Origin of the sequence: Bacillus sp. AFS029533 (genome assembly GCF_002585125.1) — a bacterium.
Taxonomy (GTDB): Bacteria; Bacillota; Bacilli; order Bacillales; family Bacillaceae_G; genus Gottfriedia; species Gottfriedia luciferensis_B.
This window is the reverse complement of record NZ_NUQC01000066.1, coordinates 14,125-26,393: the sequence shown is the minus strand read 5'-3', so window position 1 is coordinate 26,393 and position 12,269 is coordinate 14,125. Positions and strand designations below refer to the sequence as shown.

At 32.4% G+C, this 12,269-nt stretch carries 11 protein-coding genes and 1 other annotated feature (1 of these 12 running past the window's edge); all 11 genes read left to right on the top strand.

Going from position 1 to position 12,269, the window contains the following annotated elements; translation table 11 throughout:
• Nucleotides 1-181 precede the first annotated feature (181 nt).
• Complete coding sequence (locus tag COE53_RS22745) at nt 182-361, top strand: DUF4177 domain-containing protein (RefSeq protein ID WP_049813519.1); 180 nt, start codon at nt 182-184, stop codon at nt 359-361.
• 238 nt (nt 362-599) lie between these two features.
• Entirely contained in the window at nt 600-3,227 is a 2,628-nt protein-coding gene (polA, locus tag COE53_RS22740; protein WP_084006976.1) for a DNA polymerase I, read from the top strand.
• Between the two features lie 19 nt (nt 3,228-3,246).
• Nucleotides 3,247-4,080 carry a DNA-formamidopyrimidine glycosylase gene (gene mutM / locus COE53_RS22735; RefSeq protein WP_069034595.1) on the top strand — a complete coding sequence of 278 codons (834 nt, stop codon included), beginning with the start codon at nt 3,247-3,249 and terminating at the stop codon, nt 4,078-4,080.
• Between the two features lie 19 nt (nt 4,081-4,099).
• Nucleotides 4,100-4,783, top strand: a complete 684-nt coding sequence (gene ytaF / locus COE53_RS22730; RefSeq protein WP_286143808.1) for a sporulation membrane protein YtaF — start codon at nt 4,100-4,102, stop codon at nt 4,781-4,783.
• 76 nt (nt 4,784-4,859) lie between these two features.
• On the top strand, nt 4,860-5,456 hold the full coding sequence (coaE, locus tag COE53_RS22725; RefSeq protein WP_025568422.1) for a dephospho-CoA kinase: 597 nt from the start codon (nt 4,860-4,862) through the stop codon (nt 5,454-5,456).
• Nucleotides 5,457-5,548: 92 nt separating this feature from the next.
• Nucleotides 5,549-6,568 carry a glyceraldehyde-3-phosphate dehydrogenase gene (locus tag COE53_RS22720; RefSeq protein ID WP_029715263.1) on the top strand — a complete coding sequence of 340 codons (1,020 nt, stop codon included), beginning with the start codon at nt 5,549-5,551 and terminating at the stop codon, nt 6,566-6,568.
• A 488-nt stretch (nt 6,569-7,056) separates the two neighbouring features.
• Entirely contained in the window at nt 7,057-7,443 is a 387-nt protein-coding gene (speD, locus tag COE53_RS22715) for an adenosylmethionine decarboxylase (protein WP_025568423.1), read from the top strand.
• 834 nt (nt 7,444-8,277) lie between these two features.
• On the top strand, nt 8,278-8,748 hold the full coding sequence (gene nrdR / locus COE53_RS22710) for a transcriptional regulator NrdR (RefSeq protein ID WP_025568424.1): 471 nt from the start codon (nt 8,278-8,280) through the stop codon (nt 8,746-8,748).
• Nucleotides 8,749-8,784: 36 nt separating this feature from the next.
• A complete protein-coding gene (locus COE53_RS22705; RefSeq protein WP_098948767.1) occupies nt 8,785-10,215 on the top strand; it encodes a replication initiation and membrane attachment family protein in 1,431 nt (476 codons plus the stop codon).
• A 14-nt stretch (nt 10,216-10,229) separates the two neighbouring features.
• Nucleotides 10,230-11,165, top strand: a complete 936-nt coding sequence (dnaI, locus tag COE53_RS22700) for a primosomal protein DnaI (protein WP_025568426.1) — start codon at nt 10,230-10,232, stop codon at nt 11,163-11,165.
• A gap of 111 nt (nt 11,166-11,276) precedes the next feature.
• On the top strand, nt 11,277-12,110 hold the full coding sequence (gene ytxC / locus COE53_RS22695) for a sporulation protein YtxC (protein ID WP_025568427.1): 834 nt from the start codon (nt 11,277-11,279) through the stop codon (nt 12,108-12,110).
• A 132-nt stretch (nt 12,111-12,242) separates the two neighbouring features.
• Nucleotides 12,243-12,269, top strand: a sequence feature (ribosomal protein L20 leader region) (it continues 100 nt past the right edge of the window).

Here is a 12,269-nt window from a genome sequence, read left to right as displayed (position 1 = left end):
GTTTTATTTTTTCTTTAAGGTGTCCATACTAGTGGATACCTTTTTTATTACACTTTAAGATCGTATAAATTGGCAACGAGTAATCACCACAGTCGAAGAGTTTTCTTTATTTGATCATATTACTTTTATAATTTTTGGGGAAATTATGAGTGTTGAATCATACATCGGAGGGTGGATACAGATGTACGAATACGAATTTGTAAAAGTTAACACGAAATCATCAAATAGATATTATTATGACGTAGTTGGGAACTATGCTAAAAGTGGCTGGCGCCTCCATCAGGTTGTAAATAATCAGCAAGCAGCAATAGAAGGTTCATGTGTTGAACTAATTTTTGAGCGAGAAATCGACTTGAATTAATTACAGAGGTAGTCTTACGATTCATTCTTAAAAGTCATAATTATTCAACTTTAGTCTCAAGTGAATAAAAACTTTTAATATGCCTGAATCAAAGACGACCTCTTTTTCTTTTATGAATAGTTCGTGTTAAAATGTTAAGAGCAAGTAAATGAGGAAACGACTAACCTCTTGAAAAGATAAAGTATGAAATAAAATTATACATAAAAAGATAGTGAGATTTGTAATAGGAAGGGGATCTATTTTGAAGAAAAAATTGGTTTTAATTGATGGGAATAGTATTGCCTATAGAGCTTTCTTTGCATTGCCACTTTTAAGTAATGATAAAGGTGTCCATACGAATGCAATTTATGGATTTACAATGATGTTAATGAAAATTCTTGAAGATGAAAAACCGACTCATATGCTTGTTGCATTTGATGCAGGGAAAACAACATTTAGACATAGTACATTTAAAGAATATAAAGGTGGAAGACAAAAGACTCCACCAGAGTTAAGTGAGCAGTTTCCACTTGTTCGCCAGTTATTAGATACATACGGAATTGCACGTTATGAGTTAGAGAATTATGAAGCGGATGACATTATTGGTACACTTGCAGGTCAAGCTTCTAAAGATGAATATGAAGTAAAGGTTATCTCAGGTGATCGAGATTTATTACAGCTAGTTGATGATCGTATTACAGTAAGTATGACTAAAAAGGGTATTACTGAGGTTGAAGAATATACTCCTGCAGCGATTCATGAAAAATATGAGATTACACCTGATCAAATTATTGATATGAAAGGTTTAATGGGTGATAAATCTGATAATATTCCTGGTGTACCAGGTATTGGGGAAAAGACTGCAATTAAACTTTTAAAACAGTTTCAAACTGTAGAAGGTCTTTATGAAAATATAGGGGAAGTAAGTGGAGCAAAGCTTCTTCAAAATTTAAGTGAAAATAAAGATCAAGCCTTAATGAGTAAACAATTAGCGACAATTAATAAAAACTCACCAATTGAATTAACTGTAAATGACACAACGCTTCCAGAAGCCGATACGAATAAAGTAGCGGAATTTTTTAAATCCCTTGGATTCACATCATTGTTAGCTAAATTGGATATCCAAGAAACGATGGAAGATCTAGAAGAGATTAACTATGAAGTACTAGATTCAATTGAGGAGAAACATTTAGCGAACCATTCAAGCTTAATCGTTGAAATGATCGGAGAAAATTATCATACAGAAGAAATTCAAGGGTTTGGTTTATCAAATGAAAAAGGTCATTTCTTTATTCCAACAACTGTTGGATTAGAGTCGGATTTATTTAAAAAATGGCTTGAGGATGAGAGTGTTAATAAGAATGTATATGATGCAAAAGGTGCTTATGTTGCACTAAAGTGGAGAGGGATTAATTTAAATGGTGTTAATTTCGACCCGTTACTTGCTTCATATATATATGACCCTGCCCAGTCTAATAAAGAATTTGCTGATATCGTAAATGGTAAAATAGATTTTTCAATTCAAACTGCCGAATCGATTTATGGTAAAGGTGCAAAGCAAACTAAACCATCAGATGAAGTTTTATCAGAATATATTGTTCGTAAAACAATTGCTATTAGCAAATTAAAAGAAACTTTAGAAGAATCATTGCGAAAAAATAGTCAATTTGAACTACTAACAGAATTAGAATTACCATTAACTTTTATTTTAGGTGATATGGAATTTGAAGGAGTAACAGTCAGAGAAGAGACTCTTCGTACGATGGGTTCAGAACTAGCTAATACGTTAAAAGAGCTTGAAGAGTCTATTTATGAGTTAGCCGGTGAAAAATTCAATATTAATTCACCAAAGCAACTAGGTGTTATATTATTTGAAAAGTTAAATTTACCATCTGGTAAAAAAACAAAAACTGGTTATTCGACTTCTGCTGATGTACTTGAAAAATTAGAGGCAGAACATGAAATCATACGATTAATTCTTCACTATCGTCAAGTTGGGAAATTAAATTCTACTTATGTAGAAGGTTTATTAAAAGTGATCAATGAATCAGATTCCAAGGTTCATACACGATTTAATCAAGTATTAGCACAAACTGGTCGCTTAAGCTCAATTGATCCTAACCTGCAAAACATTCCGATTCGTTTAGAAGAAGGTAGAAAAATTAGAAAAGCTTTTGTCCCATCTAAAAAAGACTGGCTGATCTTTGCTGCCGATTATTCTCAAATTGAATTAAGGGTATTAGCTCATATCGCACAAGACGATAATTTAATGGATGCATTTAAAAATGACTTTGATGTTCATACAAAGACTGCAATGGATGTTTTCCATGTTAGTGCTGATGAGGTAACAAGTAATATGAGAAGACAAGCAAAAGCTGTTAACTTTGGGATTGTATACGGAATTAGTGATTATGGATTATCACAAGGATTAGGTATTACAAGAAAAGAAGCGTCTAGATTTATTGAAAAGTACTTTGCTAGTTTTCCAAAAGTAAAAGATTATATGTCAGATATTGTTCAAAAGGCTAAACTAGAAGGATTTGTAAGTACAATCTTAAATAGACGTCGTTATATCCCTGAAATTTCAAGCTCAAATTTTAATGTTCGTGGATTTGCTGAAAGAACAGCGATGAATACGCCAATCCAAGGTAGTGCTGCAGATATTATTAAAAAGGCGATGATTTTATTAGATGAACGTCTTAAAGCAGAAAAACTTCAGGCAAAATTAATTTTACAAGTACATGATGAATTAATATTAGAAGCTCCAAAAGAGGAATTAGCAATTTTAGAAAAAATCGTACCAGAAGTAATGGAACATGCAGTCGAGCTAGTTGTGCCATTAAAGGTTGATTATAATTTTGGAGATTCTTGGTTTGAAGCAAAATAAATAGATAGGATGACTTTTTATGCCTGAATTACCAGAAGTTGAAACGGTTAGACGAACTTTACTGGATTTAATAGTTGGGAAAACAATCTCAACAGTAATCGTTTCATGGGGAAAAATAATTAAAAAACCTAATGAAGTAGATGAGTTTCAGATTTTACTAAAAGGTCAAACAGTAGAAAATATAAATCGTCGAGGTAAGTTTCTACTATTTCAATTAAGTGATTTTACACTTGTTTCGCATTTAAGAATGGAAGGGAAATTTCGCGTGTTCCCAGCGGAAGAACCTGTAGCACCTCATACACATGTTCGATTCCTATTTGAAGATGGAACTGAACTTAGATATCAAGATGTTCGTAAATTTGGCACTATGCATTTATTTAATAAAGGTGAGGAGAATGAAGGACCACCACTTGCTAAATTAGGTCCAGAGCCATTTTCCGATGAATTTACTGCTGATTATTTAAGGGAAAAGCTTAAAAATACAAACCGAAAAATTAAAGTCGTTTTATTAGATCAGGAATTAGTAGTCGGTTTAGGCAATATTTATGTTGATGAGGTTTTGTTTAGAGCTAAGATTCATCCGGAAACACCTGCATCATCATTAAAGCCTAAACAAATAAAAATACTTGCCGAATCCATTACAGCAACTTTACAAGAGGCTGTGAATTTAGGCGGAAGCACAATTCGTTCTTATGTAAATTCCCAAGGGCAAATAGGAACTTTTCAAGATATCATTAAAGTATATGGCAGAAAGGGTTTAGAGTGTCAAAATTGCGGCCAACCAATAGAAAAAATAAAAGTTGGTGGCAGAGGTACTTCTTTTTGCCCGGTATGTCAGCCTAAAAAAAATTAACATAAGGTTCCTTTCTTTCATACTATATCAAGAGTACGAAAGAGAGGAGCCTATTTTTATGGTAAATATGCTATCATTAATACTACTAGCATGCGCACTAAGCTTAGATAGTTGCAGTGTTGGATTTACTTATGGACTTCGAAAAGTAAAAATTCCTTTAAAATCAATCATTACAATTGCATCTTGTTCAGGAATCATATTAATGACATCCATGGGGATTGGGCATGCAATTACAGACTTTTTTTCACCAATAATAGCAAAAAGAATCGGAGGATTTGTACTTGTATGTATAGGATTATGGGTACTGTTTCAATTTTACCGATCAAATAAAGGATCCAATATAGAAGAAAAGAATGAGTTAGAAGATAAAGGGATTGACTGGGAATTTGAAATTTTAGGTGTAGTCGTAAAAATTTTAAAGAAGCCTACAACTGCAGACATAGATCGTTCAGGTAGTATTAATGGATTGGAAGCGATGTTACTTGGGTTTGCACTTTCACTTGATGCCTTTGGGGCTGGTATAGGTGCATCATTACTTGGATTTTCTCCACTATTGACGGCAATTGTAACATCTACTGCAAGTGCTTTATTCTTATTATTTGGTATGAAATTAGGAAATGTGTTATCGAAAACATTGTGGCTTCAAAAGTTAACCTTCTTACCAGGTGTTTTCTTAATATTAATTGGATTAATGAAGATGTAATAAAAATAATGAAAGAGTGTATCCGAATGGATTTATTCCATTTGGTCCTCTTTATCTAGTGTAAGGAGAATAAAAGATGGGTAAAATTTTTGGACTAACTGGTAGTATTGCAAGTGGAAAAAGTACAGTCTCCAATTACTTAAAGGAATTAAATGTTCCAATTGTTGATGCAGACGTAATTGCAAAAGAAGTGGTTGAAATTGGACAACCTGCATTTAAAAAAATCGTTGAAGCTTTCGGAAGTGAGATTCTTTTAGAGTCTGGTGAAATTAATCGACCATTTCTCGGAAGTATTATTTTTAATAATAAAGAAAAGCGCTTACAACTTAATGAAATAGTACATCCGGAAGTCAGACGTGAAATGAAAGAACAAGCTGATCGATACATAAAACAAGGTGAACCACTTGTTATTTTAGATATTCCTCTTTTATATGAGGGTAACTCAATTGAATTGGTTGAAAAAGTAATCGTAGTGACAGTGTCGGAAGAAAATCAATTAAAGCGTTTGATGAATCGTAATGGTTTATCGAAAGAGGATGCACTTTTACGTATTGCATCTCAAATACCAGTTAAAGAAAAAGCAGCACGTGCTGACTACGTAATAAATAACAATGGTGACTTTGAGGATACAAAAATACAAGTTAAAGACCTATTAAATAAAATTATTTCATAAAATAATGTAAATAGTTTAACCAAAATCCAAGTTATGTGTTATACTAATTGCAGGGAGATAATAAACAGTATAACTTAATTGGGGGTTTACTTATGGTAAATGTAGCAATAAATGGATTTGGTCGAATTGGACGCATGGTTTTCCGTCAAGCAATTAAAAATGGAGATTATAATATCGTTGCAATTAATGCAAGTTATCCTTCTGAAACTTTAGCGCACTTAATTAAATATGATACAGTTCATGGCAAGTTTGATGGTGAAGTAATTGCAAATGCAGATCATTTAATCGTTGATGGTAAGCGTGTGGAATTAATTAGTGAAAGAAATCCTGAGTTACTTCCATGGAACGAGCTTAATGTTGATATAGTAATTGAAGCAACAGGAAAATTTAATGATGCTGAAAAAGCAAAAATGCACATCACTGCTGGAGCTCAAAAAGTAATTTTAACAGCACCTGGTAAAAATGAAGATATCACAGTAGTAATTGGTGTAAATGATGATAAATTAGACCTAGAAAATCATCATATTATTTCAAACGCATCTTGTACAACAAACTGTTTAGCGCCAGTTGTAAAAGTATTAGATGAGCAATTTGGTATTGTTAATGGATTAATGACAACTGTTCATTCATTTACAAATGATCAAAAAAATATTGATAATCCACATAAAGATTTACGTCGTGCACGTGCTTGCAGTCAATCAATTATTCCAACAACTACAGGTGCAGCAAAAGCATTATCTAAAGTACTTCCACATTTAAATGGCAAGTTACATGGTATGGCTTTACGTGTTCCTACTCCAAACGTATCACTTGTTGACTTAGTTGTTGACTTAAAGAGAGAAGTAACTGTTGAAGAAATTAATGAAGTATTTGAAACTGCTTCTAAAGGATCAATGCACGGAATTATCGAATATTGTAACGAACCATTAGTATCAATTGATTTTAATACTAATACACACTCTGCAATTATCGATTCTCTTTCAACAATGGTAATTGATGGTACAAAAGTTAAAGTATTAGCTTGGTATGATAATGAGTGGGGCTACTCAAGACGTGTAGTTGACTTAGTGTCAATCGTTGCTTCTAAAATAAAAAAGCTTGAAACTGTTTAATCATTAAAATCTTGTACTTATAAAAAATTGTAAACGAATACAAAAGGCTAACTAGTTTATCTGGTTAGTCTTTTTGAAGTTATATAACATATTAAGAAGAAATGTGAATTTATGACTAAATAAAAGAGGGATCTATGACTTAATATCTATTACATGAGGAACGTTGATTTTCACCTAAGAAGTCTTGATTTACAATACCAAATAACGATCGATCCCCTAAAAAGCATGTACCCTTCGTTTCCCTGCTATACATGCATTTATCGCACTTTTAGACTTATTTTCTTCACAATTAATTCAGTAAATAACAAAAAAATAAAATTTATCTTGCAATTCAAATTTAAAAAAAGTATACTAACTTTCGTGAACTTCTAAAAGTATAACTAATTACTTAAAGGGTTAGGACCTCTTTGGACTAACTTTCCCCCGTGGTAGTTGATCATACTTTCGCAATAGAAGTCATGACAAATTATTTTAAGGGGGAAATGAATATGGATACTATGGGTCGTCACGTCATTTCAGAATTATGGGGTTGTAATACAGAAAAATTAAATGATATGAAATTTATTGAGGAAACTTTTGTTGATGCTGCGTTACGCTCTGGTGCAGAAGTTCGTGAAGTTGCTTTTCACAAGTTCGCTCCTCATGGCGTTAGTGGTGTCGTAATCATTTCAGAATCACACTTAACTATTCACAGTTTTCCTGAGCATGGTTATGCAAGTATTGATGTTTACACTTGCGGTGATAGAATTGATCCGAATGTAGCTGCAAACTTTATCGCTGAAGCTTTAGAAGCTGATACTCGCGAAAACGTTGAGTTACCAAGAGGAATGGGTCCCATTCAAGTTGATAATGTAAAAATTGTAAATGGTAACTAAAAAGAATTGAGAGAGGTGATTTTTCATCTCTCTTTTTTGTTTTGTTAAATTGATTTAAAGAGTTTGGTATAATGCTGCATTTAGGCTAAATTTTGGAGCTAAAATCAGATTATCTAAACAAACTTGTTTTCAATAATCTTTACATAGTAAAAAAATATTTTCATTAAATTAAAATAAAGAAGTTTTGAACGGCTTATTATTAAAATTGTTTAACATCAACATAATATTAATTTTTTATTGATAATTTCCAACTCGTTGAAAAAACTTTAATTTATCAAGAGTGTTGAAATATATTAGAGTCAATATGAAAAGTATGAACATTAAGTTTAAGTTTTTACAAGAGGCTCTGAAACTCGTTGATTAAAAAATGTTTTTTATGTTTTTAATTGACTTAATAATGATTTCGCTAAGAAAAAATTATTTCAGCTAAAGAGCAATGTCATAAAGGGGTTTACCATATTTTATAAATTTGTATAAGTAGAATTTGAATTTTGGGTACATTTTTTAGTCAATAAAAGACAATTATTTAAAATGATCATTATTCTAATGATCTAAAGATTAATTTTTATATTTGAAGAGTTGATTGGAACGAAGGGATGTTCGACTCCTATGGGAGATGCAGGAAGGGTGAGACCCCGCAGGAACGAGGAGGCTCAGCTCATGCCCCATGGAAAGCGAGCATCTCGTAGTGAAAATCAACAAGGCATTCTTATTTAATTGACAACTTCTTTTTTCGACAGCATGAAATAAACTTTAGTTTATTTTGAATTTGTTATAGTATAGAGTTATAATAATACGTTTAAACAATTAAGTGTTTGGAGTTGAACTATAACGATGAGATGTCCAACGTGTAACTTTAATGGGACAAGAGTACTTGATAGTAGACCAGTAGATGAAGGTCGTTCAATTAGAAGAAGACGTGAATGTGAAGAATGTCAGCATCGTTTTACAACTTTCGAGCGAGTTGAAGATAATCCTATTTTAGTTGTAAAAAAAGAGGGAGCTCGTGAAGAATTTAGTAAAGATAAGATGTTAAGGGGTCTGATCAAAGCGTGTGAAAAACGCCCTGTCTCTTTATCTCAGCTAGAAGATATTATTCATAGCATTGAAAAAGAACTGAAAAATAGTGGCACATCAGAAGTTCCGAGTGAAGTTCTAGGTGAAATGGTCATGGAGCATTTATCTAAAGTAGATGAAGTTGCATACGTACGATTTGCATCAGTTTATCGTCAATTTAAAGATATTAATGTATTCATTGATGAATTAAAAGATTTAATTAACAAAGAGCGAGGTAAAGACGAATAATACTTCGCTCTTTTGATACAAGAAAGGAATGTTTGAATGTCTATTGATAAGCAACACTGGATGGATGTTCTACCTGCGGATCCTTATACTGTAATGGCAGCTGGGTATTTACATAATTTTCATAGGCAAGTATTGACGATGTTGTATCAACCAATAATTGGTAGTCAAGCTTTAAGTTTATATATGACGCTTTGGAGTGAATGTGAACAAACGGACCTTAATCCTAATACTTTAACACATCATTCTTTAATGCTTGGAATGAAAAGTAATTTAAAATCAATTTATGAACAAAGATTAATCCTTGAAGGAATCGGCTTACTTAAAGTTTATGAAGGATTTGAAAATAGTACAAAAAAGCTTCTGTATGAGCTTCAATCTCCGCTAGATCCTCATTCTTTTTTCGAAGACCCTATCCTAAATATTTTTCTGTTTAAAACAATTGGAAAAACACAATATCAACGAACCAAAACCTTTTTTAGTAGACAGGCATTTTCGAAAGATGGGTTTCGTGAGATTTCACGTTCATTTGATTCGGTATTCCAGGCAATTACAGTTGAGCAATTAAATGAAATTCAGCAAAGTAACGATCTTTCTACGGCAAATGATCGTAGAATTTTACAAGACAATCAGCCAATTAAAATATCTGTCAAAATGGAAGAGTTTGACTATGCTCTATTTTTAGATGGACTTTCAGATTCATTTGTTCCAAAAAGAGCATTTACTACAGAAGTAAAAGAAACAATTTTAAAACTTGCATTTTTATATGGAATAAATCCAATTCAAATGAAAACGATTGTTATGCGCTCATTAAATGAAGATAATAAAATCAATATTGAGACGCTTCGACTTGAAGCAAGAGACTGGTATCAATTCCAACATCATGAAGCGCTGCCTACTATTGTGGAAAAGGTTCAACCGATTCAGCATAGACAAATGATCAATGAGCAGCCATCAACTCAAGAAGAAAAATTAATTCATTGTTTCGAAACAATTTCTCCTCGCCAGTACCTTAAGGAGATATCGGGTGGAGCTGAACCAAGTGAAGCTGATTTGAAAATTATCGAAGAGATTATGATCGATCAAAAGCTTCTACCTGGGGTCGCAAATGTGTTAATTGACTATGTAATGATCCGTTTAGATAAAAAACTTTCTAGAAATTACGTAATTAAGATAGCAAGTCATTGGGCGAGAAAAGGTGTAACAACAGTTAAACAAGCTATGGATCTTGCCCGTAAAGAGTTTGAAGAAACTAAACAAAGTGCAACTGCTGCAAAAACTCGCTCAAGTAATAGACGAAATAAAACAATTCGAACTGAGATTGTACCTGACTGGCTTCAATCGAGTGAGTCGAATGAATCACAGACTGCACCGGCAACAATCAATAACCAAAACGATTCTTCGATAGATGAAGAACGAAAACGATTAGAAAAAGAACTAGAAATGTTTAAAAATAAAAAGAAACGTTAAATGGGAGGACGCTAATGGAACCTATTCAAAACGCATTTAGTGCATTAATGAAAAATAAACAATTCCAGGACACATTTCAAAAAATGCGACAAGAAGTCCGTAGTCACCCAAAAATCATTTCATTTTTAGCTGAGCATAAAAATGAAATTACGGATCAAATGATTGATAGTAGCTTAGTTAAGCTATATGAGTATATTGGACAAAGTGTAAATTGTGAAGATTGCCCATCTTTTAATGAGTGTAAAAATATGGTGCATGGTTATCATCCTCATTTGATTATTCAAGGAAAACGTATTGATGTTCAATATGATCGTTGTCCAAATGGTGTCAAACATGATAAACGCAAAAAACATGAGTCATTGATAAAATGCATGTACTTACCAAAGGATGTTCTTCAAGCATCTATGTCAAACTTGTCTTTAGAAGACCCTGGCCGTTTTGAAGCAATTTCTGCTGCTAGACAGTTTATTATGAACTATGAAAAAGGAAAAATGGCTCAAGGTTTATATTTACATGGTCCATTTGGGGTTGGAAAAACGTATATTCTTGGGGCTATAGCAAATGAACTAGCAGAGGAAGAAATAACTTCAATGCTCGTTTATTTACCAGAATTTTTACGCGAACTAAAAAGCTCTATTAGTGATGGCACATTAGAGGAGAAAATTGAAGCTGTAAAAAAAGTGGAAGTTCTTATGTTAGATGATATTGGTGCAGAGCAAATGTCTAGTTGGGCAAGAGATGAAATATTAGGCACAATACTTCAATACCGCATGCTAGAAAAATTGCCTACCTTCTTTACATCGAATGCTGATTTAAATCAATTAGAGCATCACTTAACATATTCTCAACGTGGAGAAGAAGAAAGGGTTAAAGCAGCACGTATTGTAGATCGTGTTAAGTTTTTAGCCAAACCAGTTAAAATTTCTGGTTCAAATTTAAGACATTCATAAAAAAATCAAAAAATGGCGTAAAATCACAAATTACTAAGTGATTTTGCGTCATTTTTTAATTATTTCTTTAATATATATAGGACTAGGTGGTGCTAGAAAGGGGGGAACAGGGTGATTGAAATTTTTTTCAATGAACCCATTGACGCAGCTTATGTCTACGAACGATTACAAAAACGTTTAAAAAAGCAATCGAGACCATACATTTTACGAAGACACAAAATCAATACAATTTTAATCACATTTCCTCAAAACACTGAAGATTTAATAAAAAGTATTTTAGTTCCGACACTAGTACAATTTATTTTACTTCAAAAAGAAGATAAGTGGATTCAATCCATTTTACATACATCTTTTTTCTATGAGGAAGACGAGCAAAATCAAATCATACCTATTGCACAATCATTATTAAGAGGAACTAGAAGAAGCATACCAAACCAGAAAAAAATTCGTAGAAGTAAGAATCTAGTTTCTTATGCACTTTCTGAGTATTTAAAAGATGGAGTAAATTTTAGCTTCGATTCATTTATTACTTTTCGTTTGAAGGAATATTACAAGCAGTTAGCTTATGTTTGTGAAATTGCAATAGATGAGTACAAATTAGAAAACGAATACCAGAATCTTATTGAGAGTTTAAGACAGCAGGTACTTAAAACGGATGCGCTTATTCCACATGTGCATATAGTTTTTGACGGGAAATTTAGCGTATATGATCATCTATTTTTACCACTTACTAAAGATGTATTAAAAGAATATGGCAAACAAGTGGAAAATAGAGAGTATATTGATAACGAATTAATTTTGCCCTTAACAGCAATTGCACCTAAAAGAATTCATTTATACACTTCATCAGTCGATATTTCATTAATCATTACACTCCAAAATATCTTTCAAGAAAGAGTCCTAATACATACATTACAAGAGTTTTCACAGGAAAAATTGAAATGAAAATTTATAATTTAAAAAAGCATTGTCATAAATAAGTTTCTTTGATATAATAAATTTCGTTGCGAACAAAGCATACGAATATTGACAACATCATGTCGCTATGTTATAGTAACGAAAGAAAAGAATACTTATTTGTTGAAGAAGAAGCACCCGCTTCTC

What these genes read in the sequence shown, in the direction of transcription:
- dnaI (WP_025568426.1), top strand. Translation starts at nt 10,230, where the DNA reads ATGGAACCTATTCAAAACGCATTTAGTGCATTAATGAAAAATAAACAA.
- COE53_RS22720 (WP_029715263.1), top strand. Translation starts at nt 5,549, where the DNA reads ATGGTAAATGTAGCAATAAATGGATTTGGTCGAATTGGACGCATGGTT.
- coaE (WP_025568422.1), top strand. Translation starts at nt 4,860, where the DNA reads ATGGGTAAAATTTTTGGACTAACTGGTAGTATTGCAAGTGGAAAAAGT.
- mutM (WP_069034595.1), top strand. Translation starts at nt 3,247, where the DNA reads ATGCCTGAATTACCAGAAGTTGAAACGGTTAGACGAACTTTACTGGAT.
- COE53_RS22705 (WP_098948767.1), top strand. Translation starts at nt 8,785, where the DNA reads ATGTCTATTGATAAGCAACACTGGATGGATGTTCTACCTGCGGATCCT.
- COE53_RS22745 (WP_049813519.1), top strand. Translation starts at nt 182, where the DNA reads ATGTACGAATACGAATTTGTAAAAGTTAACACGAAATCATCAAATAGA.
- nrdR (WP_025568424.1), top strand. Translation starts at nt 8,278, where the DNA reads ATGAGATGTCCAACGTGTAACTTTAATGGGACAAGAGTACTTGATAGT.
- speD (WP_025568423.1), top strand. Translation starts at nt 7,057, where the DNA reads ATGGATACTATGGGTCGTCACGTCATTTCAGAATTATGGGGTTGTAAT.